Annotated in this window: 19 protein-coding genes and 1 pseudogene; 9 read left to right on the top strand and 11 right to left on the bottom strand. The window is 58.9% G+C overall.

Annotation, left to right across the window (positions count from 1 at the left end; genetic code table 11):
• Positions 1 to 84: 84 nt before the first annotated feature.
• The gene (rlmKL, locus tag RYC18_RS21825; RefSeq protein WP_005746066.1) at positions 85 to 2,337 is read right to left on the bottom strand and encodes a bifunctional 23S rRNA (guanine(2069)-N(7))-methyltransferase RlmK/23S rRNA (guanine(2445)-N(2))-methyltransferase RlmL; all 2,253 of its coding nucleotides are present in this window, start codon (positions 2,335 to 2,337) and stop codon (positions 85 to 87) included.
• A 590-nt stretch (positions 2,338 to 2,927) separates the two neighbouring features.
• Here rlmKL and rmf point away from each other — a divergent pair.
• Positions 2,928 to 3,143: a ribosome modulation factor gene (gene rmf / locus RYC18_RS21820; RefSeq protein ID WP_002553055.1), complete on the top strand. Its 216-nt coding sequence runs from the start codon at positions 2,928 to 2,930 to the stop codon at positions 3,141 to 3,143.
• A 142-nt stretch (positions 3,144 to 3,285) separates the two neighbouring features.
• Here the strand turns inward: rmf and RYC18_RS21815 are convergent, their stop codons facing one another.
• Positions 3,286 to 4,317: a quinone-dependent dihydroorotate dehydrogenase gene (locus RYC18_RS21815; protein WP_004659287.1), complete on the bottom strand. Its 1,032-nt coding sequence runs from the start codon at positions 4,315 to 4,317 to the stop codon at positions 3,286 to 3,288.
• Between the two features lie 251 nt (positions 4,318 to 4,568).
• Here RYC18_RS21815 and RYC18_RS21810 point away from each other — a divergent pair, with 251 nt between their 5' ends.
• Both RYC18_RS21810 and RYC18_RS21805 read left to right on the top strand, forming a co-directional pair.
• Positions 4,569 to 5,780 carry a CmpA/NrtA family ABC transporter substrate-binding protein gene (locus RYC18_RS21810; RefSeq protein ID WP_316886829.1) on the top strand — a complete coding sequence of 404 codons (1,212 nt, stop codon included), beginning with the start codon at positions 4,569 to 4,571 and terminating at the stop codon, positions 5,778 to 5,780.
• Positions 5,781 to 5,794: 14 nt separating this feature from the next.
• Positions 5,795 to 6,370, top strand: coding sequence for an ANTAR domain-containing response regulator (locus RYC18_RS21805; protein WP_002553052.1), 576 nt, complete (start codon positions 5,795 to 5,797; stop codon positions 6,368 to 6,370).
• A 63-nt stretch (positions 6,371 to 6,433) separates the two neighbouring features.
• On the opposite strand, the gene RYC18_RS21800 is transcribed toward RYC18_RS21805, so the two are convergent.
• A complete protein-coding gene (locus tag RYC18_RS21800) occupies positions 6,434 to 7,681 on the bottom strand; it encodes a glycoside hydrolase family 68 protein (RefSeq protein ID WP_016980862.1) in 1,248 nt (415 codons plus the stop codon).
• Positions 7,682 to 8,575: 894 nt separating this feature from the next.
• Here RYC18_RS21800 and RYC18_RS21795 point away from each other — a divergent pair.
• The 5 genes and pseudogenes from RYC18_RS21795 (at position 8,576) to cobA (ending at position 16,452) form a co-directional block, all read left to right on the top strand.
• Positions 8,576 to 9,787 (top strand): nitrate/nitrite transporter, encoded by a 1,212-nt coding sequence (locus RYC18_RS21795; RefSeq protein WP_002553050.1) that lies wholly within the window; start codon positions 8,576 to 8,578, stop codon positions 9,785 to 9,787.
• A gap of 7 nt (positions 9,788 to 9,794) precedes the next feature.
• Positions 9,795 to 11,456: a bifunctional protein-serine/threonine kinase/phosphatase gene (locus RYC18_RS21790; protein ID WP_057404363.1), complete on the top strand. Its 1,662-nt coding sequence runs from the start codon at positions 9,795 to 9,797 to the stop codon at positions 11,454 to 11,456.
• Positions 11,457 to 11,733: 277 nt separating this feature from the next.
• Positions 11,734 to 12,939 (top strand): annotated as a pseudogene (locus RYC18_RS21785) (NAD(P)/FAD-dependent oxidoreductase); the annotation flags it as partial.
• A gap of 20 nt (positions 12,940 to 12,959) precedes the next feature.
• Positions 12,960 to 15,680, top strand: a complete 2,721-nt coding sequence (locus tag RYC18_RS21780; protein WP_316886828.1) for a molybdopterin-dependent oxidoreductase — start codon at positions 12,960 to 12,962, stop codon at positions 15,678 to 15,680.
• A 10-nt stretch (positions 15,681 to 15,690) separates the two neighbouring features.
• Positions 15,691 to 16,452, top strand: coding sequence for a uroporphyrinogen-III C-methyltransferase (gene cobA / locus RYC18_RS21775; RefSeq protein ID WP_005746075.1), 762 nt, complete (start codon positions 15,691 to 15,693; stop codon positions 16,450 to 16,452).
• An 87-nt stretch (positions 16,453 to 16,539) separates the two neighbouring features.
• On the opposite strand, the gene RYC18_RS21770 is transcribed toward cobA, so the two are convergent.
• The 8 genes from RYC18_RS21770 to ppsA all read right to left on the bottom strand — a co-directional run bounded on the left by RYC18_RS21770 (position 16,540) and on the right by ppsA (position 24,627).
• Entirely contained in the window at positions 16,540 to 17,574 is a 1,035-nt protein-coding gene (locus tag RYC18_RS21770) for an OmpA family protein (RefSeq protein ID WP_002553044.1), read from the bottom strand.
• 105 nt (positions 17,575 to 17,679) lie between these two features.
• On the bottom strand, positions 17,680 to 18,270 hold the full coding sequence (gene sigX, locus RYC18_RS21765; protein ID WP_002553043.1) for an RNA polymerase sigma factor SigX: 591 nt from the start codon (positions 18,268 to 18,270) through the stop codon (positions 17,680 to 17,682).
• A gap of 82 nt (positions 18,271 to 18,352) precedes the next feature.
• Entirely contained in the window at positions 18,353 to 19,177 is an 825-nt protein-coding gene (locus RYC18_RS21760) for a mechanosensitive ion channel family protein (RefSeq protein WP_002553042.1), read from the bottom strand.
• A 2-nt stretch (positions 19,178 to 19,179) separates the two neighbouring features.
• Positions 19,180 to 19,428, bottom strand: a complete 249-nt coding sequence (locus RYC18_RS21755) for a hypothetical protein (RefSeq protein WP_002553041.1) — start codon at positions 19,426 to 19,428, stop codon at positions 19,180 to 19,182.
• A gap of 86 nt (positions 19,429 to 19,514) precedes the next feature.
• Positions 19,515 to 20,510 (bottom strand): zinc transporter ZntB, encoded by a 996-nt coding sequence (locus RYC18_RS21750; RefSeq protein ID WP_002553040.1) that lies wholly within the window; start codon positions 20,508 to 20,510, stop codon positions 19,515 to 19,517.
• A gap of 11 nt (positions 20,511 to 20,521) precedes the next feature.
• Positions 20,522 to 21,010 (bottom strand): ribonuclease E activity regulator RraA, encoded by a 489-nt coding sequence (rraA, locus tag RYC18_RS21745; RefSeq protein ID WP_004659258.1) that lies wholly within the window; start codon positions 21,008 to 21,010, stop codon positions 20,522 to 20,524.
• An 87-nt stretch (positions 21,011 to 21,097) separates the two neighbouring features.
• The gene (locus RYC18_RS21740) at positions 21,098 to 22,090 is read right to left on the bottom strand and encodes an alpha/beta fold hydrolase (protein ID WP_005779855.1); all 993 of its coding nucleotides are present in this window, start codon (positions 22,088 to 22,090) and stop codon (positions 21,098 to 21,100) included.
• A 161-nt stretch (positions 22,091 to 22,251) separates the two neighbouring features.
• The gene (ppsA, locus tag RYC18_RS21735) at positions 22,252 to 24,627 is read right to left on the bottom strand and encodes a phosphoenolpyruvate synthase (protein ID WP_046835258.1); all 2,376 of its coding nucleotides are present in this window, start codon (positions 24,625 to 24,627) and stop codon (positions 22,252 to 22,254) included.
• A gap of 205 nt (positions 24,628 to 24,832) precedes the next feature.
• On the opposite strand from ppsA, the gene RYC18_RS21730 reads away from it, so the two are divergent.
• Complete coding sequence (locus RYC18_RS21730) at positions 24,833 to 25,651, top strand: pyruvate, water dikinase regulatory protein (protein WP_002553036.1); 819 nt, start codon at positions 24,833 to 24,835, stop codon at positions 25,649 to 25,651.
• Positions 25,652 to 25,690: the final 39 nt, after the last annotated feature.

Here is a 25,690-nt window from a genome sequence, read left to right as displayed (position 1 = left end):
TATAGCTATTCGCCAGTAATTTTCATAGGGAGCGATGAGCAAACCTGTACAAAACTGTTACAGGCAAGCTCATCACACACCGTATCAGGCACGCGCCATGATTTTCCAGGCGCGGTGAATCTTGCCGTTGCGGGCAAAATCCTGGTCGATGGTTTGCGCGGTAATATCCTCGACCGCATAGCGCTGACTCAGATTTTCATCGAGCACGAACTTGCGGAAGTTGTTGGAGAAGTACAGCACGCCACCCGGTGCCAGACGCGCCATGGCCAGATCGATCAGCTCGACCTGATCACGCTGCACATCAAAAATGCCTTCCATGCGCTTGGAGTTGGAGAACGTCGGCGGATCGATGAAGATCAGGTCGTACTCGTCGCGATTGGCCTGCAGCCAGGCCATCACGTCCCCTTGCTCCAGACGGTTCTTGTCGGAGAAGCCGTTCAGTGACAGGTTACGCCGCGCCCAGTCCAGGTAAGTACGCGACAAGTCGACGCTGGTGGTGCTGCGCGCGCCGCCCTTGGCGGCATGCACGCTGGCCGTCGCGGTGTAGGCAAACAAGTTCAGGAAGCGCTTGCCGGAGGCCTCGCGCTGGATACGCATACGCATCGGACGATGGTCGAGAAACAGGCCGGTGTCGAGGTAGTCGGTCAGATTGACCAGCAGCTTGACGCCGCCTTCACTGACTTCCAGAAACTGGCCCTGCGCGCTTTGACGCTCATATTGTTTGGTGCCGCTCTGACGCTCGCGACGTTTGATCACCACACGGTTCTTGTCAATGTTCAGCGCCTGCGGAATGGCCGCCAGTGCATCGAACAGCCGGGCCGAAGCCTTTTCCGGATCGATGGACTTGGGCGCTGCGTATTCCTGAACGTGAACCCAGTCGTGATACAGGTCGATCGCCAGCGAGTATTCAGGCATGTCGGCGTCGTAGACGCGGTAGCAATCGATACCTTCGCGGCGCACCCATTTGCCCATCAGCTTGAGGTTCTTTTGCAGGCGATTGGCAAACATCTGCCCGCCTTCGCTCAGGCGCGCCTGTTCGACCACCACCGGTTCCGGCTTGATCGGGTTGCCGTTCTTGTTGAGCTTTCTTTCAACAACTTCAACTTCGACAGGGTTCTCGCGCTCGATCTGACGCTGCTCGGGTGTGCGACGCTCGCCGGTCACGAACTGATCAGGCGTGACCTTGATCAGCAGCAATTTGCACGGCAAGGCGCCGTTCCAGAACGAATACTGTTTGTGGCTGCGAATGCCCATGCGCTTGCCCAGGTCAGGCGCGCCGGTGAACACCGCAGCTTCCCAGTTAAGGCAGGCCTGACGCAGGCGCTCGCCGAGGTTCTGGTAGAGATACAGCAGGCTGGCTTCGTCACCCAGGCGCTCGCCGTACGGAGGGTTGCAGATCACCAGACCTTTCTGGTTCTGGTCGGGACGCGGCTCGAAGGTCGCGACTTCGCCCTGATAGACCTTGATCCAGTCACTCAGACCTGCACGTTCGATGTTGTTGCGCCCAGGCTGGATCAGCCGCGGATCGGCCTCGTAACCGCGAATCCATGAAGGCGTTTTGGCCAGCCCTGCTTCTGCGCGTGCCAGCGCTTCGTCGTGCAGCTTGCGCCACAGCGCCGGAACGTGGCCGAGCCAGGCAGAGAAGCCCCAGCGTTCGCGTTTGATGTTCGGGGCGATGTCGGCGGCGATCATGCCTGCCTCGACCAGGAACGTACCGACACCGCACATTGGGTCAGCCAGCGCGCCGCCCTCGGCAGCAATGCGCGGCCAGCCAGCACGAATCAGGATCGCGGCGGCAAGGTTTTCCTTCAGGGGCGCAGCACCTTGCTGCAGACGATAGCCGCGCTGGTGCAGGCTGTGGCCAGAGAGGTCGAGAGACAGAATTGCCTCGCCGCGATCCAGGCGCAGGTGCACGCGCAGGTCAGGGTTGATCTTGTCCACTGACGGCCGCTCGCCATCCGGAGTACGCAGCTTGTCGACTATCGCATCCTTGACCTTCAATGCACCGAAGTGGGTGTTATCGATGCCCGACCCGTGGCCACTGAACTCCACTGCGATGGTGCCATCGGACTCGAGATGATCATGCCACTCGACATCCAGTACGCCGTGGTAGAGGTCTTCGGCATCTTTCATCGGGAAGCGCTTGAGCACCAGCAGCACGCGGTTGGCTAGCCGCGACCAGAGGCACAGCCGGTAGGCGGTCTCCATGTCGGCCGAGCCGCGAATGGCCGATGTGTGCTCGCGGGTCTCTTGCAGACCCAGTGCCGTAGCTTCCTCGGCAAGCAGTCCTTCGAGGCCTTTGGGGCAAGTAAGGAAAAGTTCGTAGCGATCCGACATGTGTATTCCAGGGCCTGAGCCGTCTGCGGCGGGCAACGCATTGCCCTGCCAGATTTGAACAGGCGTCTTTCGTGGAGAACGCCTGCGTGGCACGTGATGTGTGCCGGTCCACCGCATGATCCTGTCATGTCATTGCGGCAGTTTTCGGGAGTATTAGAACAGATATCCGCCAGGACAATGTCGGCAATAAAAAGACGTAATTAAAAAGTCACGCTGGAAAAGTCACATTTCCACCGTGCCCATCGCGACCCTTCGTCGCTTAACCAGCCAAGGCATTAGGCCACCATACGAGACTGACAAGCGATCTCATCTGGCTCGCAAACCCCTGCGTCAAAAGGGCTGCGCCAAACAATCAGTGTTTGAACAAACCATTGCTTATTGCTCGACAGACCTGAATATGACGTGCTTATGACAAAACGATCATTCACATCGACCTGTGCTTTGGTTAGAAATCGTCTCAGGTCATCTCCGCAACGGTTATGACATCAAGGCCCGCGACGCCGGCAGCGGGCACCAACGGCAGAAGATTCTGCCCGACCTCATCAAGGGGTCTCAGGGATATTACAGTCAACAGACGAGGGCATTACCCTATGAGAAGACTTAAGCGTGATCCGTTGGAAAGAGCATTTTTACGCGGATATCAATACGGCGTTCATGGTAAATCCCGTGAGCTTTGCCCTTTTACTCTACCGTCAGTACGCCAGGCATGGATCAATGGCTGGCGCGAAGGACGCGGCGACAACTGGGACGGTATGACCGGCACTGCGGGCATCCACAGACTCAACGAACTTCACGCGGTCGGATGAGGCGATTCACATCAAAGACTTTCGGCCTCTGTCGGGCCACCTACATGATTGACTGATTCACACCTGTACCATGCACGCCCGACCCGGGCGGCGGGCCAACGCCCAGGGGCTCTCTCGAGGAGCCCCTTTTTTTGCCTTCGATTCAGCGTACGGCCGGTGGCATTGCCGCAATGGCGTCCACCGATTCGCGAATCAGCGCAGGGCCCTTGTAGATGAAACCGGAATAGATCTGCACCAGACTGGCACCTGCGGCTATCTTCTCGGCGGCATGCCGGCCTTCAGTGATACCACCAGCGGCAATGATCGGCAGACGACCTGCCAGCTCACCGGCCAGCACCTTGACGATGTGCGTGCTTTTTTCCCGCACCGGCGCGCCCGACAGACCACCCGCTTCATCGCCATGCGGCAGCCCTTCCACACCCTGGCGGCTGAGCGTGGTGTTGGTGGCAATCACCGCATCCATGCCCGACTCGATCAGTGCAGAGGCCACCAGCACGGTTTCTTCATCGCTCATGTCCGGGGCAATCTTGATCGCCAACGGCACGCGTCTGCCGTGCCGCTGCGTCAGTTCCTGCTGGCGCAGGCTCAGGGCCTGGAGCAGTTGCTTGAGCGAGTCACCGAACTGCAGACTGCGCAGCCCCGGCGTGTTGGGTGAGCTGACGTTGACGGTGACGTAGCTGGCGTGGGCATAGACCTTGTCCAGGCAGATCAGGTAATCGTCCACCGCACGCTCGACCGGCGTGTCGAAGTTCTTGCCGATATTGATGCCCAGAATGCCGCGATACTTTGCCGCCTGGACTCGGGACACCAGGTTATCGACGCCCAGATTGTTGAAGCCCATGCGATTGATGATCGCCTCGGCATGCGGCAGGCGGAAAATGCGCGGTTTGGGGTTGCCCGGCTGTGGACGTGGCGTCACAGTACCGATCTCGACGAAGCCGAAACCCAGCTGCGCAAAGCCATCAATGGCTGCACCGTTTTTGTCCAGACCTGCTGCCAGCCCCACAGGGTTGGGAAATTCCAGCCCCATCACACTGACCGGCAACTTCGCCGGGGACTTGCTCAGCAGGCCATTAAGGCCCAGCCGCCCGCCTGCACCGATCAGGTCCAGCGACAGGTCATGAGAGGTTTCCGGAGAAAGTTTGAACAGTAACTGGCGGGCCAGGTTATACATGGCGGGATGGGCTCGTGAGCAGCTGAATTCAGGGTGGCGATTATAGACGCGTGCAGGCCTGTCAGGCGAGGCGCGCGACAAACTTGTTGCTCACTCTTCCCCGGCGATGGCATATGCCTTGCTTGAAACCGCTATCGGCACTCACTCCAACGGCGGAGCGGTGCATGGACAACGGCGTCGCTTCGACACTTGCATTGCAATGGGTCGGACGACGCCTTTTTTCTGGACGGACCTTTGATGAAGCACGCGCGATGAACGAACGAACCGGTAATGCGCTGGACTGGGTGGCCGGTAGTGACGCCCCGGAAATGAACAGCCTGGACGTGGGCTTCATGGCATTGACCGACTGCGCCCCGCTGGTGGTTGCGGCCACTCAGGGTTTCGCCCAGCCATACGGCCTGAGCCTGAACCTCGAGCGTCAGACCTCCTGGGCCGGGCTGCGCGACAGACTGGTCAGCGGGCAGTTGCAGGCGGCACACAGCCTGTATGGTCTGATCTATGCGGTGGAACTGGGCATCAGCGGTGGTCCGGCGACCGACATGGCCATCCTCATGGGACTCAACCAGAACGGCCAGTGCATCAACCTGTCCCGCGAGTTGCAGGAGGCGGGCGTGATCACTCCTGAAGCACTGGACAAACGCGCGCACCAAAGCGGATCAAGGCTGACCTTCGCGCAGACCTTCCCCACCGGCAACCACGCCATGTGGCTCTACTACTGGCTAGCCAGCCAAGGCATCCATCCGCTCGATGATGTGACCAGTGTCGTGGTGCCACCCACGCAAATGGCGCAACACCTGCAGGCTGGGCGCATCGACGGTTTCTGCGTCGGCGAACCCTGGGGCGCCAGCGCCGTTCAGCAGCAACTGGGCTTCACCATGGCGACCAGCCAGTCGATCTGGCCGGATCACCCGGGCAAGGTGCTGGGCTGTACCCGTGAGTTCGTCGAGCAGAACCCCAACACCGCCAGAGCGCTGATCATGGCCGTACTGGAAGCGAGCCGTTTCATCGAGGAAAGCGACCATAACCGGCGCAGCACCGCACAGTTGCTCAGCGGTGCGGATTATCTGGATACCTCGCCGGACTGCATCGAGCCACGCCTGCTTGGCCACTACAGCGACGGCCTCGGCAATCACTGGCAGGACCCACATGCAGTCAGTTTCCATGATCAGGGGCAGGTCAATTATCCGTGGCTGTCCGACGGCATGTGGTTCATGACTCAGTTCCGGCGCTGGGGCCTGTTGCGTGAAGACCCGGATTACCTGGCTGTCGCCAGCCGTGTCCAGCAACTGGACCTGTATCGCCAGGCAGCTGATGCGCTGGGCATCGACGCACCCACTGCAACCCTGCGCAGCAGTCAGTTGATCGATGGCAAGGTCTGGGACGGCAGCGACCCCGCAGGCTACGCGCGTAGCTTCAAGCTCCACTCGCTGGCCGCCAACGCGCCCGCTGTGGCCAGTCGTTGACGGAGAACGTGACCATGCTGCGTATCCTGCTTATCAATGACACGGCCAGAAAAGTCGGTCGCCTCAAATCGGCATTGATAGAGGCCGGTTTTGAAGTAATCGACGAATCCGGACTGATCATCGACTTGCCCGCCCGCGTTGAAGCGGTGCGCCCGGACGTCATCCTGATCGACACCGAATCGCCAGGACGCGACGTAATGGAGCAAGTGGTGCTGGTCAGCCGTGACCAGCCGCGGCCCATCGTGATGTTCACCGACGAGCACGATCCGGGCGTGATGCGCCAGGCAATCAAGTCCGGGGTCAGTGCGTATATCGTCGAGGGTATCCAGGCGCAACGGTTGCAACCGATTCTGGACGTGGCGATGGCCCGTTTCGAGAGCGATCAGGCGCTGCGTGCGCAACTGCATGCCCGCGATCAGCAACTGGCCGAACGCAAGCGCATCGAGCTGGCCAAGGGGCTGCTGATGAAAATGAAGGATTGCAACGAGGAAGACGCGTACACCCTGATGCGGCGTCAGGCGATGAGTCGCCAGCAAAAGCTGATTCAGGTGGCCGAGCAAATTATCGCGATGAGCGAGTTGCTGGGGTAAACGAGCGAAGAACGCCTGCTCGCACAGGCGTTCTTCCGCTACCAGGTTAATGCGTGCAGTCGGTCAGCTCAGCACCACGTTCTTCATCGCGGGGATGTAGCCGTAGTCATACACTTCCTGCACAAACGAGCGATCGCCCTCCAGTAGAATCCTCACCGTCGGTGCCTCGGTACCGCCAATGCGGTAATCCTCGCCAGAGGTGGGTACGCTGTCGATGAACGAGGTCACCAGACCGTTCGGCATCACACAGTGCGAGTAAGTCTGAAATGGCTGTGCGGGCGGATTGCCCAACACCAGGCCGGAAGCGTTCATCGGCCGGTAAGGCCCGAACAAATGCTCGCCGACAAACCCGTAAACACCATCCGGACCCGTAACACCATCGGCATAAGTAAACTTGTGGCTGATGGTGAACAAGTAATACTTGCCGTCCTGAAATACATAATGCGGGCGTTCAGTCTGATCATTGACGCCCACTGCGGTGACCAGCGGCGGAAGTATTTCCCACTCATCACCACTGAGGTCTTTCGCAACGGCCAGTCCGATACAGCCGACTTGAAATCTGGCACCGCCTGTTTCCTCATGACCTGGCGGAACAGGACCAAGTTCTGCGGTGCCTACTGTATGCGTGCCGCGTTCGCCGGCGACATTGCCTTCAAAAACCATGTACAACTTGCCATCATTGGGATCAATAAACGGACTGGGGTCGCGAAAGTTCCAGGTCGAGTTCTGCGCTTCGGTTTGGTAATATTTGCCGTCGGCCTCGAACAGTGTTTTCACCTCCGTAAAGTCTTTCAATTCCACGCCCTTGTCAGACGTCACAATACGGCCACGTACTTTGGCAATTGCTGCCCCCGGCGTTACACAGGTGTAGTACAGGTCGATATCGCCTTTATCATTCAACAGTACGGGTGTGCCCGCCCACTCCCGGGTGGTTGGCGACACACCTTCGGCCATTACCCGGCCACCAAAGATCCAGTCCTTTCCGGTGCGCGAGTACCAGTAGCACATGCGTGCCCGGCCATGACGATCTTCCCAGTCACGCTTGATGTCATAGCGGCCATTGGCACCGACATACTGCGGATCGTCGGGGTGGCGGTCAGCCGTCAGCGTGACGATCACCGACCAGCCGTTGACTGAAACCACGGTGCCGTCAAGCTCGCGCAACGGCATGGTGTCCCAGATGAATACGGTATCACTCATGACCGGAAAATCCGGGCTTACCAGAGGCTGCGTGGTAGTCGGATCATTTTCATTGACCTTCAGCGCATCAGCTCTGGACCAGATGGTGGGTGCGTAATTGATGTTACTCATGATGATGTCCTTTATTGGCGCCTGCAATGAAGCGCGAAGAGGAAGACAGCCCGGTCGGCGCGGCTGTATTGCCGGGAGGTACCCGGGATCGGTGTTTCAAGCCCTTGGGGGCAACTGAAAACCGGAAAAAGAGCGAGTAGCCGATTACTTTTTAAAAGTAAACATTTATCGAAATTGACAGGCAATTTGCAATTACAGATCGCCGTAGTGAAGAGTAAATTCATTTCCTGATGGATGAGCCGTGTTAATCACGGTGCAATGAATGCTGTCAGAGATACCGGGCAATGTAAATTAAATATTGAGACTGGTGTTATCGTACAACTTCAATAAACAGAATATTAATAAATATTAACACTTATTGATCAGCGCTATTAAAACCGTCATACAAGCACGTCAAAACAGCATCACAATGACAGTACTTAACACCAACACTAATGGCACATGAAATAATAATAATGCCATTGAACTTTAATAAACTCTTCAATGGCCATGCGTGATCTTGCCCTTTCAGCTGCATACTGTCGCGCGCGCGCCCTGTTTTACAGCGCTTTGCTGGCGAGCGCCCGCTTCAAGGTCACTGACCGGCCCTCGCCTGCTTCCCGGGAATCACCCAAACCCGCTCGCAGCTTGCGGCTAATCGCTTGCAACGCCATTGGCCCATCTCTTGCTTTAGCAATCGCACGGTAGCCAACGGCGGCTATCACCTTTTTACGACAAAGACGTCGCTCATCTCTTTCCGCTCATGTGGACAGAGAGGCGACGTTTTTTGCGTTTTGGCCCCGGCGACGGGGCCGGTGGAGTCGCCGTCATTCGGAACACTCCACCACAGCGTCTGGAATACCCGTGTCGCGGTCATGGCCCGACTGACTAACTAGCAGATGATGAGGTGTACACATGGATACAAGCTTCTGGAAGGCAGGCCATAAACCGACCCTGTTTGCGGCGTTTCTCTATTTCGACCTGAGTTTCATGGTCTGGTATCTGCTTGGCCCGCTGGCGGTGCAGATTGCCACTGACCTGCACCTGACCACTCAGCAACGTGGCCTGATGGTCGCCACGCCGATTCTGGCGGGTGCCGTGCTGCGCTTTTTCATGGGCCTGCTGGCGGACCAGCTGTCGCCCAAGACCGCAGGCATCATTGGCCAGGTGATTGTCATCGGCGCACTGCTGGCGGCCTGGCAACTGGGCATTCACACCTACGGTCAGGTACTGCTGCTGGGCCTGTTCCTGGGTATGGCCGGTGCTTCATTCGCCGTCGCGCTGCCCCTGGCGTCGCAATGGTATCCACCGCAGCACCAAGGCAAGGCGATGGGCATAGCCGGTGCGGGCAACTCGGGCACCGTACTGGCAGCATTGATCGCGCCGGTACTGGCCGCCAGTTTCGGCTGGGGCAACGTGTTCGGCCTGGCGCTGATCCCGCTGGTTCTGACCCTGATCGCTTTCACGCTTATGGCGCGCAACGCCCCGGAGCGCAGCAAGCCCAAATCCATGGCGGATTACCTCAAGGCGCTGGGTGATCGTGACAGCTGGTGGTTTATGTTTTTCTACAGCGTGACGTTCGGCGGCTTCATCGGCCTGGCCAGCGCCCTGCCCGGCTATTTCAACGACCAATATGGCTTGAGCCCGATTACTGCCGGTTACTACACCGCTGCCTGTGTCTTCGGCGGCAGCCTGATGCGCCCTCTCGGTGGCGCGCTGGCTGACCGCTTTGGCGGGATTCGCACATTGACCGTGATGTACGCCGTTGCGGCCATCGGTATCGCGGCGGTGGGTTTCAACCTGCCAAGTTCGTGGGCAGCACTGGCCCTGTTCGTTGCCGCGATGCTGGGCCTGGGTGCCGGTAATGGCGCAGTCTTTCAGCTGGTTCCGCAGCGTTTCCGCAAGGAAATCGGGGTCATGACCGGCCTGATCGGCATGGCCGGCGGCATCGGTGGCTTCCTGCTGGCAGCGGGTCTGGGCACCATCAAACAGAACACTGGCGATTACCAGTTGGGCCTGTGGCTGTTCGCAGGCCTGGCAGTGCTGGCCTGGTTCGGCCTGCTGAACGTCAAGCGTCGCTGGAGAACCACCTGGGGTTCGGCGGCTGTGACCGCGGCGCGAGTCTGAACCGCCGATGACGCTGCAACTGCAGTTCGCTCAATTCAGCGCCAGCGGTCCGCGCGCAGAAAATCAGGATGCTCTGCGCCTGGTGACTCCGGCCCCGACACTGGCCGCCAGCAAGGGCTATCTGTTCGCCCTTGCCGACGGCGTCAGCCAGTGTGCCGATGGCGCACTGGCTGCGCAGTCCACGCTACAGGCGCTGGCGCTCGACTATTACGCCACGCCGGAAACCTGGGGCGTGGCCCAGTCTCTCGACCGCCTGCTGCTGGCGCAGAATCGCTGGCTGCTGGCCAACGGTTTGCTGACCACCCTCAGCGCTCTGGTGCTGCGCGGACGACGCTTCACCCTTGCCCATGTCGGTGACTGCCGGGCTTATCGCTGGCAGGCCGGTACGCTAAAGCGCATCAGTGAAGACCACGTCTGGGAACAGGCCGACATGCAGCATGTGCTCAAGCGCGCGCTGGGCCTGGACCAATACGTGGTCATGGACTATCTGGACGGAGAGCTGTGTGAAGGTGAGCGGCTGTTGCTGGTCAGCGACGGTATCTGGGCAACCCTTGGCGATGCCAGCATCCGCTCGATTCTGACCGAGCAGGACGACCTCGATTCGGCGGTGAAAACGCTGGTCAGCGCGGCACATCTGGCGGGCAGCCAGGACAATGCCAGCGCCCTGCTGATTCAGGTCGACAGCCTGGGCGAAGACGATCTGGGTGATACGTTGCTGCAATTGCAGCAATGGCCACTGCCACCCGCGCTCAAGGCGGGCCAGATTTTCGAAGGCTGGACGGTTGGCAATATCGCGGCGCAGTCGCGCCAGTCCATCCTTTATCGGGTGACCGATACCCACGGCCAACCGTGGCTGCTGAAGACCCTGCCAGCCAGCCGGCATGACGAATCGGGTGCTGGCCAGGGGTTATTGCTTGAAGAGTGGTTTTTGCGCCGGGTTGCCGGGCGCTTCTTTCCCGAGGTCCATCCGTTGGCAGACCGTCAGCACCTGTATTACGTGATGCGCGAGTATTGCGGAAATACACTGGCCGAGGTTTTCACGCGCAACGGGCCGCTGCCGCTGGCTCAATGGCAGGACCTCGCGACCCGACTGTTGCGCGCTGCGGGCCTGCTGCATCGGCGCAACATCATTCATCGCGATATCAAACCGGAAAACCTGCTGCTGGCAGATGATGGCGAACTGCGCCTGCTGGATTTCGGCCTGGCTTACTGCCCGGGATTGTCAACCGGCAACGCTGACGACTTGCCCGGCACCCCGAGCTACATCGCCCCGGAAGCCTTCAACGGCGCTGAGCCGCATCCGCAGCAAGATCTGTATGCGGCAGGCGTCACGCTGTACTACCTGCTGACAGGCCACTACCCCTATGGCGAGATCGAAGCCTTTCAGCATCGCCGCTTCGGCACGCCGATCTCCGCCAGCCGTTATCGACCGGATCTGCCGCAATGGCTGAGCCAGATTCTGGACAAGGCACTACAAGCCGACCCGCACCAGCGTTACGAAACCGCCGAGCAGTGGTTGCTGGAAATGGAGCAGGCCGAGCATCGTCCGGTGGTAGCAAAACCGCGCCCGTTGCTGGAACGCGAACCGCTCAAAGTCTGGCAAACGCTGGCACTGATCTCGATGCTGCTCAATCTTCTGCTGGTGATCTGGCTCATGAGCCATCACTGAACCAGACCGCCCTGCTTCTGTGCAGCACGCCTCAACGCAGTGCAGAAATAGCCTGAGGCATCGACCGAAATCCCCTTTACGCAAGTGAATGCGAGTTGGCACAGGCGCTGCATGGTCTTGTGCAGATCATTCATAACGCGTGGCCCTCAACGATGAAGGCTGCGCCTCCCGATAGAACGGGACCGGACAAAGGCGTCCCCGTCAGGCAACTGGCGGGACGCCTTTTTTTGTTTGCGCGAAACGTGTCGAGCACGCGCTGCAGTGACTCGGAGGCAAGATGAAAAAACTCAAACTGGTGATGATAGGCAACGGCATGGCCGGCGTGCGCACACTCGAAGAGTTGCTGAAACTGAGCGAAGACCTGTATGACATCACGGTCTTCGGTGCCGAGCCACACCCCAACTACAACCGCATCATGCTGTCCCCAGTGCTGGCAGGAGAACAGAATTTCGAAGACATCGTGCTCAACGATCTGGCCTGGTACGAAAGCAACGGTATCCAGTTGTTGCTGAACCGTCGCGTGGTGAAGATCGACCGCATCAAACGCGTGGTAATCGCCGATGACGGCACCCAGGCCTCTTACGAGCGCCTGCTGATCGCCACCGGCTCACGACCCTTTATTCTGCCGGTTCCCGGCAATACGCTGGAAGGCGTCATCGGCTACCGCGACATCGGCCACACCCGTCAGATGATCGATACCGCCGTCACACACAAACGCGCAGTGGTCATCGGCGGCGGCCTGCTCGGGCTCGAAGCTGCCAACGGCTTGAGCCTGCGCGGCATGCAGGTCACTGTGATTCACAACGGCCAGACGCTGCTGGAGCGCCAACTGGACAAAACCAGCGGGCTGATGCTGCAAGCCGCGCTGGAAAAGCGCGGCCTGGGTTTTCGCCTCAACGAACAGACCGAAGCCTTGCTCGGCGATGATCTGGGCCGCGTACGCGCGGTGCAATTCAAAAGCGGCGAGGTGATCGACACCGATCTGGTGGTCATGGCCGCAGGCATACGCCCCAACACCGAACTGGCCGAACAGGCTGGTCTGCCCTGCAACCGGGGCATTCTGGTCAACGATACCTTGCAGACCTACGACCCGCGCATCTATGCGATTGGCGAATGCGTCAGCCATCGCGGCATCGCTTACGGGCTGGTGGCGCCGCTGTTCGAGCAGGCCCGGGTGTGTGCCAATCACCTTGCCCAGTTGGGCTTTGCCCGTTATCCGGGGTCAGTGACCTCGACCAAGCTGAAAGTCACCGGCATCGACCTGTTTTCCGCCGGGGACTTTCTGGGTGCTGAAGGCACTGAAAGCATCACCCTCTCGGACCCCATCGGCGGTGTCTACAAAAAGCTGGTGATCAAGAACGACGTACTGGTCGGCGCCTGCCTTTATGGCGACACCGCGGACGGAAGCTGGTACTTGCAGCAGATCCGTGATGGCCAGGGCATTGATGCCATACGCAATCACCTGATGTTCGGCAAACCCGCCGCGCCAGAGGCCGCCTGCGCATGACCAACCTCGCCATTCGGACCACTCGGGTGACCGCGTCCACCTGCTGCTATTGCGGCGTTGGCTGCGGCGTGCTGATCGAGCATGACGGGCAGAATATCCTCGGCGTCAGCGGCGACCCGAAGCACCCGGCCAACTTCGGCAAGTTGTGCAGCAAAGGTTCAAGCCTGCACCTGACCGGGGACATCGAAGCGCGCGCACTGTATCCGGAACTACGCCTGAGCAAAGGCCTGGCACGCAGCGTCACCGATTGGGACACCGCGCTGGAGCACGCGGCCAACGTCTTCGCCGACAGCATCCGCGAGCACGGCCCCGACAGCGTCGCATTCTATATTTCCGGCCAGCTGCTGACCGAGGACTATTACGCGTTCAACAAGCTGGCCCGTGCACTGGTCGGCACCAACAATATCGACAGCAACTCACGGCTGTGCATGTCTTCGGCCGTGGCCGGCTACAAGCGCAGCCTGGGCGCCGACGCACCGCCTTGCAGCTATGAAGATATCGAACTGAGCGATTGCGTGATGATCGTCGGCAGCAACATGGCCTACGCGCACCCGATTCTGTTTCGTCGCCTGGAAGAAGCAAAAAGCCGTCGCCCGCAGATGAAACTCATCGTCATCGACCCACGGCGCACCGATACCTGCGAACTGGCGGACCTGCACCTGGCGATTCAGCCTGGCACCGACGTTGCGCTGTTTCACGGCATCCTCCATGTGCTGATCAGTGAAAGCCTGATTGATCCCGAGTTCATTGCCGCACACACACAGGGTTATGAGGCGCTGTCAGTGCTGGTACGAGATTACCCGCCTGAACGTGTAGCAAACCTCTGCGGCATTACCCAGGAACAGCTATACACCTGCGCCAGTTGGGTGGGTGAAGCTCCGGGCTTTCTGTCGCTGTGGTGCATGGGGCTGAATCAATCCACTGCGGGAAGCGCAAAAAACAGCGCACTGATCAACCTGCACCTGGCCACCGGGCAGATCGGCCGACCCGGTGCAGGCCCCTTTTCGCTTACCGGCCAACCCAATGCCATGGGCGGACGTGAAACCGGCAGCCTGTCCAACCTGCTGCCCGGCCATCGCGACGCAGCCAATTCCGAACACCGTGCGCAGGTTGCGCACTACTGGGGTGTCGACAGCCTGCCCGCCAAGCCCGGTTTGTCGGCCATCGAACTGTTCGAACAAATGCAGAACGGTACGATCAAGGCATTGTGGATTGCCTGTACCAACCCGGCACAATCACTGCCCGATCAGAACAGAATCCGACAGGCGCTGGAAACCTGCCCGTTTGTGGTACTTCAGGAGGCCTTCAAGACCACCGAAACAGCGCGCTATGCCGACCTGTTGCTGCCTGCCGCCAGTTGGGGCGAGAAAGAAGGCACGGTGACCAACTCGGAGCGGCGCATCTCCAATGTCCGCAAAGCCATTGCGCCCCCCGGCGAAGCGCGCTCCGACTGGGCAATCACTGTGGACTTCGCCCAGCGCCTGCAAAAGCGCCTGCAACCCGATGCACCTGCGCTGTTCGATTTCCACACACCCAAGGCCTTGTTCGATGAGTTCAAAGGCCTGACGGCCGGACGGGATCTGGATATGTCCGGAATCGACCGCCAGCTCATCGACCTCCATGGCCCGCAGCAATGGCCCTTCCCTCGCGGTGCAAGCGTGGGCACGCCACGCCTGTATACCGATGGTATTTTCCCCACTGACTCGGGCCGTGCGCAGTTTTTATCCGAGCCTTACATCGCCGCCAAAGAGCTGCGCGATGCTGACTACCCACTGACACTCAACACCGGCAGGCTGCGCGATCAATGGCATGGCATGAGCCGCACCGGCACCGCTGCGCGGCTGTTCGGGCATGTCAGCGAAGCGCTGTTGAGCCTCAACCCTCAAGACATGCAACGTTATGACCTGCAACCTGGCGATCTGGTCAAGCTGATCAGCCGACGCGGCGAGCTGTTGTTGCCCGTCGGCGGCGATGACAGTGTTGCCTGCGGTCAGGCCTTCTTGCCGATGCACTGGGGCGACCGGTTTCTCAAGGGCGGCGTAAACGCTCTGACTCAGCCAGCCTTCGACCCGATCTCGAAACAACCGGAACTCAAGCATTCCGGGGTCAAAATCGAAAAAGCTCATCTGCCCTGGCAGTTTTTCGCCCTTATCGAGGGCAATGTGCAGCAGCAAATGGAAAGGCTGCGTCCCCTGTGCGACGTGTTTACCTACCTGAGCATGGGCCTTGCCGGACGCGAACGTCCTGCATTGATCATACGCGCCGCCAGCGCCGAAGCGCCTGATCCGATGCTGCTGCAGCACATTGACCAGGTACTGGGCCTCGATGAAGGGCCAGTCATGGCTTATGACGACCCCAAGCGCTCAATTGGTAAGCGGGTGCGTATCGACAACGGCCGAATTACTGCCATCCGCCTGGCCGGTGAAACGCTTGCCCGACACTGGCTGCAGGCTCTATGGCTGGAAGAACGCATTGATGCTTCGCTGCGGCGCTGGCTGCTGGCCCCGCTCAGTAGCGAGCCTGGCAAAGACTCGACGCAGGCCTTCGACAAGACCTTGTGCAACTGCATGAACGTCAGCCAGAGCGCAGTAAAGGAAGGTATCGAGCGCGGCCTGGACCTGAATCAACTCAAGACACAACTGGGTTGCGGGACCCAATGCGGTTCCTGCGTGCCTGAAATAAAAAGACTGATCAACACCGTGGCGGTTACCCAATGAGGAGTGCAGCATGAGCGCAAAAGTATGGCTGGTGGGCGCAGGTCCCGGTGACCCGGAACTACTGACCCTCAAGGCAGTGCGTGCCTTGCACGAAGCCGACGTGGTGCTGATAGATGATCTGGTCAATACCGCAGTGCTTGAGCACTGCCCGAATGCGCGAGTGATCGCGGTCGGCAAACGCGGCGGTTGCCGTTCAACGCCACAAGCGTTCATCCATCGCCTGATGCTGCGCTATGTACGTCAGGGCAAATGCGTTGTGCGCCTCAAGGGTGGCGATCCGTGCATCTTTGGCCGTGGCGGTGAAGAGGCGCAGTGGTTGCAGGAACGCGGCGTCGCGGTGGAACTGGTCAACGGGATCACGGCGGGGCTCGCCGGCGCAACACAATGCGGCATTTCGCTGACCCTGCGCGGCATAAGCCGTGGCGTGACACTGGTCACTGCCCATACCCAGGACGACAGCAGCCTCAACTGGCAGGCCCTTGCACAAGGCGGAACTACTCTGGTTGTTTACATGGGCGTGGCAAAGCTGGCGGAAATTCGCGAGAGCCTGCTGGCTGGCGGAATGAGTGGCGAAATGCCGGTGGCGATGATCGAGAATGCTTCGCTGCCCTGGCAGCGCGAGTGCCGCAGCACGTTGAACGCAATGCAGCGCGACGCCAGCGCTTTCGAGCTGAAGAGCCCTGCCATTCTGGTGATCGGCGCGGTTGCTGCGTGCAGCAATGAGCTGCTGAATGAAACGCTGATTGATCACGCACAGCTGAGCGCTGGCTGACCGTGCCTCCTGAGTAGCGTCTGCCTGAGCAAATCGCAGGCAAAGAAAAGCCCGGCCTGAGCCGGGCTTTTCAGTACAAGCGGCTAATTACTTAGCTTGAGCTTCTACTTCTGCTTCTACGCGACGGTTAACTGCGCGGCCAGCTTCAGTTGCGTTGTCAGCAACTGGGCGGGATTCGCCGTAACCAACCGAGTTTACGCGGCTAGCGCCAACACCGTACTGGTTAACCAGAACCTGTTTAACGGCGTTTGCACGACGCTCGGACAGTTTTTGGTTGTAAGCGTCAGGACCGACGGAGTCAGTGTGACCTTCAACAGTGGTGGTGGTCTGTGGGTACTGCTGCATGAAGTCAGCGAGGTTCTTGATGTCGCCGTAGCTGTTAGGCTTGACTACGGATTTGTCGAAATCGAACTTCACGTCCAGCTCAACACGAACGACTTCGGCAACTGCTGGGCAGCCATCAGCGTCAACGGTAACGTTGGCTGGGGTGTCCGGGCACTTGTCGACGTTGTCGCATACGCCGTCGTTGTCGCTGTCGGAGCACACTTCAGCTACTGGAGCTGGTGCTGCTTCGACTTTCTTGCTGCCGCCGCCGAAGTTTACACCGATACCGACGCTAGGCGCCCACTCGGTGTTGCCTTGGTCGATGTTGTACTGAGCTTCAACGCCTGCACGGGCATAGAAGTTGTCAGTGAAGTACAGCTTGGCGCCGCCGCCGATGTTGGCGAAGGTAGAACCGTCACGGCCGTTGCGAGCGTCTTGACCGATGCTTTGGTCAGAGAAACCGGCAGACAGGTAAGGACGCAGCATGTCGCCTGGGTTGTTGAAGTGGTACAGAGCGTCCAGAGCGGTGTTGGCGCCCTTGATGTTCTTGCCACTGTCGCTACGGACGTTGTGGACTTCGTCGTAGCCCAGACGCAGTTCAACATCGTCAGTCAGGAAGTAGCCAACGGAGCCGCCGAACAGGTTGCCGTCGTTTTTGAAGTTACGATCGCTGTCGTAGTATTCTTTCTTGGCGAAGCCTTCGATTTCGACCGCGCCTTGGCCTTGAGCCAGAGCGCCGAACGAAGTTGCGGCAACAATAGTACCAATGGCCAAGCCCAAGGTGTTTTTCAGTTTCATCCGTTAAATCCCCATCTGATGATTATTAAGCAGTCCCACACAGGGGGACAACTCAGCGGCGAGTCTACCAGACCTTGCCAGTTTGTTAGAGATATTTGCACCGTATTAAGTTTCGGCGATTCCCGCAAATTTCTCTCGTAATTTATCTAAAGCCCGCTTGTAACGCATTTTCGTTGCGCTCAAGCCCATGTGCATGATGTCAGCAATCTCCTGGAATTCAAGTTCTGCAACAAAACGCAGGACCAGAATCTCCCGATCGATCGGGTTCACATACACAAGCCAGCGATCAAGTCCGCCCCGCTCTTCAGGTTTGGGCGTCTTTTCTTCCGACGCTTCCTCAAGTGGATCCAGACTCAAAGCGTCCATCAAGCGACGCTTACGCCGTTCCTTTCTGTACTGCGTGATGCATTCATTGTAGGTGATGCTGTAAAGCCAGGTCTTAAATTTAGATTTACCTTCAAAATTTTTCAACCCATACAACACCTTAAGCATCACCTCCTGACAGACATCGTCAGCATCGCGATCGTTCCCTAAATAACGTGCGCAGACGTTAAAAAGTGTTCTCTGGTAACGACGCATCAATTCTTCATAAGCCCGCGTCACATTGAATAGCTCAACATGGGCGCGCGCGACCAGCTCCTCATCAGAGAGCTCGCGGGGATCGTAGCGCGTCGAAAACGGTTGAGGTTTATTCAAAACAAATCTTGCCGACAGTCAGGTCAGTGTCCGCCACGGCCTGTATCGGCAACCTGGCGGCATACATTAGCAGGTTAGCCGCTTAACGGCTGCTTACTCTCTGCTCGAGAAGGATGCGGTTGGAAAACGACACCAGCTCCCCCTCGTCTGTCAGCAACGTTGTCTTGACCGTACCGATTTCCTCGATCTGACCTTCCGTATCGCCCACCCGCACCTGCTGGCCCACCTGAAACAGCTCACGAACATAAATTCCGGCGATGATCTGCCCTGCAATCTCCCGACTGCCGAGGCCCAGGGCAAGCGCCACTGTCAGACCAACGGTAATCAAGGCAATCACAATAACGTGGTTCAGCAGGTCGGTCTTGACCTCAAGCTGGCTGATCGCAACCGAAATACTGATGATGATGACCAGGCCTTGAGCAATTCGTCCCAAGCCGGCGGAGTAGTCGATACCTACGCCTTCGGCTGCGCCGCGTACCAGCCCATTGACCAGTTGCGCCAGCAGCACGCCGACCAGCAAGACCAGCGCCGCACCAAATACCTTGGGCAGATACAGCGCCAACATGTCCAGCGTAGCTGAAACCCGCTGCAGCCCCAGCGATTCGGCAGCCGAGACGAGGAAAATCAGTAATACAAACCAATACACGATCTTGCCGATCAGCGTTGAGATCGGCACCTTGACGCCGGCGCGGCCGATAATCTTGGTCAGACCTGTACCGCCGACCAGACGATCCAGGCCCAGTTTGGCCAGCAGTTTGGAAAGCAGCGCGTCGAGCAGTTTGGCCACGACGAAACCCAGCAGCACTACAACAAGCGCGCCGAACAGGTTAGGGATGAAATTTGCGACTTTGGTCCACAATGCAGTCATTGCAGCAAGAAGGCTCTGGGTCCAGAGATTCAATTCCATGCTCAATCAGCCTTATCGATAGAACGGGCACCCGGAATGGTGCGGCGAGAAACAGGAGAGACGTGGGCAGAACCGTTGTTCACGGCGATCATCAGTGCCTCTGACCAACGGCCCAGCAACCCGAACAACACACCGGCACCGACCTGGCGATTGGCGGTTTTCAGGACGCGTCCCAGACATGCGTCATCATCCCGGCTGGAGGATGAAGAATTGAGCATGTCGCGTAAAGATTCTTCAAACGGATCGTGCATCAGGCACCTCACGTAATGTCAGTCAAAGACGCGACGCGAAAACAACAAGTCACACACGCCCGTCAAAAACCCGGCCAAGCCCACGCTTATACCCAGCGCAATCGCTTGAATAGCCACCACTGCCCGACGGCCAGCGCGACAATCAGCGAGCACGCCACCAGAAAGCCGTATGAACTGTCAGAACCGGGTATGCCGCCGACATTGATACCCAGCAAACCGGTGAGAAAACTCATGGGCAGGAAGATACCGGTAATGATCCCGAAACGGTACATGGTGCGGTTCATGTGCTCGCGCAAGCGCCTGTCTTCGGACTCCAGCAGCAGCCCTACCCGCTCGCGGGTCAGCTCGAGTTCTTCCAGATAACGCGTCAGGCTGTTGTTCAGCTCATTCCAGTAATCGGCGTCGTCATGGGCGAACCACGACAGTTTGATCCGCGAGAGCTGGCCATAAATATCGCGCTGCGGCCCGAGAAACCGGCGCAGACCGGCTGCGCGTCGACGAATATGCAGCAGCTTGCCGTGCTCGGGACTGTACCGTTCGTCGGCGTCGGTCTTTTCTTCCTCTTCATCGACCGATTCGGTGAGTTCGCCGACCAGATCCTGAACCTTGTCGGTCAGGTATTGCGCCAGGTACAGGATCAGCTCCGAGGCACTGGTGGGGCCTTTACCCTGCCCCAGCATCTCGATCAGTTCCTCAGTGGCCCGCAGAGGACGCAGGCGCAGCGAGATCACCCGCTGAGCAGCAGCAAAAATGCGCACCGAGACCATGTCTTCCGGTTCGGCACCGGGGTTGAGGTTCACCCCGCGCAGAAACAGCAGCAACTCTTGCTCCGGCAACGGCAGCAGGCGCGGCCGGGTGTTCTCTTCAAGCAACAGGTCGCAGGCAAATTCGCTCAGACCACTACCGGTACGCAGCCAGGTATGGGTCTGCGGATGACTGCGATCCCAATGCAGCCACAGACTTTCCTGCGGCTGCAGCTCAAGGTCCTGCAATTCGGTTCGAGCGATGAAACGCGCCCCGCCTTTACCGTCCAACACAAGGGCATGAACCAGCCCCCACTGCGCGTTTGCTTCATCGAACATGGATATTTCGCTTATTCCGGCATGGTCAGGGGTGAAGGGGAAATGATGACGCCATTGTTGTCGGCATACAGATACTCTCCCGGACGGAAGGTCACGCCACCGAAGGTGACCAACACATTCAGGTCACCGATTCCGCGTTTCTCGGTTTTTTTCGGATGGCTGGCCAACGCCTGAACACCCAGGTCGGTCTGCGCGATGACGTCAACATCGCGGATGCAACCGTAAATCAACATGCCTTCCCAGCCGCTTCTGGCCGCTTTCTCTGCCAGCATGTCACCGAGCAAGGCACAACGCAGCGACCCACCACCGTCGACCACCAACACCTTGCCCTTGCCGTCGAGCTCGACCTGCTCCTTGACCAGCGAGTTGTCTTCGAAACATTTAACGGTGACGATCTGGCCGCCAAACGAATCGCGACCGCCAAAATTGCTGAACATCGGCTCCACGACCTGAATCAGGTCCGGATAGGCGTCACACAGATCGGGGGTGATGTAGTGCATAAGGTCAACTCCTGTCTCGCGAATGGTACGGATCGGCCTGATGAATCAGGCGCGACCGGCTGACGCTAACCATAGCGACTTTAACCGCTAACTGCCCACCGCCGCCTGAAACTCTACAACCTGTTCAGGAACAGACTGCCCGTTCAGCCACTCGATGACCCGCGGCCAGACCTGTTGCTGCGCGGCCTTGCTGACCAGCATGCGCACGTGGTCGAAGTCTTCGTCAAAACCATACTCGCGCCCCAGGCAAAGAAACTGTTTGTGCTGCGCTGCGCCGATCTGATCAAACAGCGTGCGACAGGCCCACACGGGGTCCTGATGATCGCCAGCCGCAGCAACGGCCAGCACCGGCACCTGAACCTCCTTAAGCCCCGCCCACCAGTTGTTGTCGCGCTCGCCAAAACGCCCGAACAGCCCGTGCCAGCGCAGGCTTTCCAGCACCAGCCCTATTGGCTCGTCTTCCGGCCCACGCTTGAAACGCGGCCCTGAAACATGTTCGAAGGACCTGAGCAACAGCCGCGCGGACCATTGCAGCGGCGGAATTTTCAGCGGCCAGTACGTGCGGCTGACCTGACTGCCGAATAGCGCCACCGACGCTGCAGTGTGCGGCCCCAGGTACTGGCCGCCCAAGGCCGCCGCCAGGGTTGTGCCGCCCAGCGAGTGCCCCATCCAGTGCGGTATCTGACCACTTTGCTCACAGACAAAAGCGGCAATGGCGGGCACGTCGAAACGGGCATAGTCAGCCACACAATTGGCGCGGTAGTTCTGGTTGCGTGCAGACAAGCCGTGCCCGCGCATTTCCGGGATCCATACGTCATAACCGGCACGCGCCAGATACGGCCCCAGACCGATACCTTTGGGCGAATACCAGAAGCGCCGGTTGGAAAAACTGCCATGCAGCAGAATCACCGGGATGCCGCGCACGTCGGGCTGATCGACCAGCCCCAGTCGGGTCACCACCAGCTCGACGCTGGGGTCGGGGCTGTTGGCTGGCTTGAGACGATAGACGTCCTCGACAAGGTCGCCGCGACGCTCGGCGCTGATCAAGGCAACGGGAAAAAGCTGGCTACTGCTTTGCATATCACTCTTTATCTGGCTTGACAGACGGTATGAAACAACGCGCTCCGTGGCTATCGCGGCACGCCATAAAAAAGGCGGCTTCCGAAGAAACCGCCTTTTTCAAACACCTGAACCAAATGACGGTTCAGGCCACCCTCGCGTCACACGAAGGCCGTCTCACCTCAGACAGGTGCCTGCGCCTCGGCGAGGAAGAACCAGGTTTCCAGCACCGAATCAGGGTTGAGCGATACGCTCTCGATCCCTTGATCCATCAGCCAGCGCGCCAGATCCGGATGATCGGAAGGACCCTGTCCGCAGATGCCGATGTACTTGCCCGCCTTGTTGCACGCCTGAATGGCATTGGACAGCAACTTCTTGACCGCAGGGTTACGCTCGTCGAACAGGTGAGCAATCACGCCGGAGTCGCGATCAAGGCCAAGTGTCAGCTGGGTCAGGTCGTTCGAGCCGATGGAGAAACCGTCGAAATACTCGAGGAACTCTTCGGCCAGAATCGCATTGGACGGCAACTCGCACATCATGATGATGCGCAGGCCGTTTTCGCCACGTTTCAGGCCATTGGCGGCCAGCAGGTCGATGACCTGACTCGCCTCACCCAGCGTCCGGACGAATGGCACCATGATCTCGACGTTGGTCAGGCCCATATCTTCACGCACGCGCTTGAGCGCACGGCACTCCAGCTCGAAACAGTCGCGGAAGTTCTCGCTGATATAGCGCGACGCACCTCGAAAGCCCAGCATCGGGTTTTCTTCTTCAGGCTCGTATAGCTTGCCGCCGATCAGGTTGGCGTACTCGTTGGACTTGAAGTCCGAGAGGCGCACGATGACCTTTTTCGGCGTGAACGCGGCAGCCAGGGTGCTGATACCCTCGACCAGTTTGTCGACGTAGAAACCGACCGGGTCATGGTAACCGGCGATGCGCTTGTCGACACTTTCCTTGATTTCCGGTGGCAGCAGCGAATAGTTGAGCAGCGCCTTGGGATGCACGCCGATCATGCGGTTGATGATGAACTCCAGACGCGCAAGACCAACACCGGCGTTGGGTAACTGGGCGAAATCAAACGCACGATCCGGGTTGCCGACGTTCATCATGATCTTGAACGGCAGCTCGGGCATCGCATCGACCGAGTTGGTCTTGATGTCGAAACCCAGCTCGCCTTCAAAGATGTAGCCGGTGTCGCCCTCTGCGCAGGAGACCGTTACGCCCTGGCCATCCTGCAGCGTCTGAGTGGCGTTGCCACAACCGACCACTGCCGGAATGCCCAGCTCGCGCGCGATGATCGCGGCGTGGCAGGTACGACCGCCACGGTTGGTGACAATTGCGCTGGCGCGCTTCATGACCGGTTCCCAGTCCGGGTCGGTCATGTCGGACACCAGCACGTCACCAGGCTGGACCTTGTCCATCTCGGACACGTCCTTGATGATCCGCACCTTGCCTGCGCCGATGCGCTGGCCGATGGCACGACCTTCGACCAGCACCTTGCCGGTCTCCTTGAGCAGGTAGCGTTCCATGACGTTGGCCGAAGCGCGGCTTTTCACGGTTTCCGGACGCGCCTGCACGATGTACAGCTTGCCGTCATCACCGTCCTTGGCCCATTCGATATCCATCGGGCACTTGTAGTGTTTCTCGATGATCATTGCCTGCTTGGCCAGTTCCGAGACTTCGGCATCGGTCAGGCAGAAGCGCGCACGATCAGCAGGCTCTACGTCGATCACCTTGACCGAACGACCGGCCTTGGCTTCTTCGCCGTAAATCATCTTGATGGCCTTGCTGCCCAGATTGCGCCGCAGAATCGCCGGACGGCCGGCAGCCAGCGTGTCTTTATGCACGTAGAACTCGTCCGGGTTGACCGCGCCCTGCACAACCGTCTCGCCCAGGCCGTAGGCACCGGTAATGAACACCACATCGCGGAAACCGGATTCGGTGTCCAGAGTGAACATCACGCCCGCCGTTCCGGTTTCGGAGCGCACCATACGCTGCACTCCCGCCGACAGCGCGACCAGCTTGTGGTCGAAGCCCTGATGCACGCGATAGGAAATGGCACGGTCATTGAACAGCGAAGCGAAGACTTCCTTGGCAGCGCGGATAACGTTCTCGACACCGCGAATGTTCAGGAAAGTTTCCTGCTGGCCTGCGAACGAGGCATCCGGCAGGTCTTCAGCGGTCGCGGAAGAGCGCACCGCCACTGCCAGGTTCGGATTGCCGGCCGACAGCTCGGCAAATGCAGTACGAATCTGGGCGTTGAGCGTCTCGGGAAACTCGGCTTCCATGATCCACTGGCGAATCTGCGCACCGGTGCGGGCCAGGGCGTTGACGTCATCGACATCGAGCGCGTCCAGCGCAGCATGGATCTGATCGTTCAGACCGCTCAGCTCAAGAAAATCACGGTAAGCCTGGGCCGTAGTCGCGAAGCCGCCGGGCACTGAGACGCCAGCACCTGCGAGGTTGCTGATCATCTCGCCGAGGGACGAGTTTTTGCCCCCCACGTGCTCTACATCATGGACGCCGAGCTTATCGAGGGAAACTACGTACTCTACCAAGGTGATCTCTCCACTAACTGTGTTTGTTGTTGGGAAAAGCTCATTCACCCGAGCCACCGTTATGTGACCTCGGGCGTGTCTGGCCGGGCGCAGGCCCATGCCTTGAAACCGTGCCTTCAAAAAAGATGCACCTGCAGGCCCTCAGAGCCGGCAGGCACGCCTATGATAGCCAGAATTCGTCAACTGCTTAAGGCCTGGGTCAAAAATGAAACGATCTGCTTTCTTCATCTCGGACGGCACCGGTATCACCGCCGAAACCCTGGGCCAGAGCCTGTTGGCACAATTTGAAAACATTACATTCAACAAGTTCACCAGGCCCTATATCGACAGCGTCGAGAAAGCGCGGGCGATGGTACAACAAATCAATAATGCCGCCGACAAGGACGATGTGCGCCCGATCATCTTCGACACGATCGTCAATCAGGACATCCGCGAGATTCTGGCGACGTCCAACGGCTTCATGATCGACATCTTTTCGACCTTCCTTGCCCCGCTGGAGCAGGAGCTTAGTTCACACTCCTCCTATTCGGTGGGCAAATCGCACTCCATCGGGCATAACTCCAACTACATGGAGCGCATCGAGGCAGTCAACTTCGCGCTGGACAACGACGACGGCGCGCGGACGCATTATTACGACAAGGCCGACATCATCCTGGTTGGCGTGTCGCGCTGCGGCAAGACCCCGACCTGCCTGTACATGGCCATGCAATTCGGTATCCGGGCCGCCAACTACCCGCTGACCGAAGATGACATGGAGCGTCTGCAACTGCCTGCGGCACTCAAGGAACACCGCAGCAAACTGTTCGGCCTGACCATCGACCCGGACCGCCTCACCGCAATCCGTCACGAGCGCAAGCCAAACAGCCGCTATTCCAGTTACGCGCAGTGTGAATTCGAAGTGCGCGAGGTAGAGAGCCTGTTCCGCCGCGAGAACATTCCCAACATCAACTCCACGCACTTTTCAGTGGAAGAGATCTCTGCCAAGGTGCTGGTCGAAAAAGGTGTGGAGCGCCGCTTCAAATAACCATTGAAAGTAGCCGCCTCAACTGATTTTTGCAGCTGA

The organism is Pseudomonas syringae group sp. 247E2, assembly GCF_032587795.1.
Classification (GTDB): Bacteria; Pseudomonadota; Gammaproteobacteria; order Pseudomonadales; family Pseudomonadaceae; genus Aquipseudomonas; species Aquipseudomonas amygdali.
Note: the sequence above shows the minus strand (reverse complement) of the source record. Positions and strands in the feature narration are given on the sequence as shown.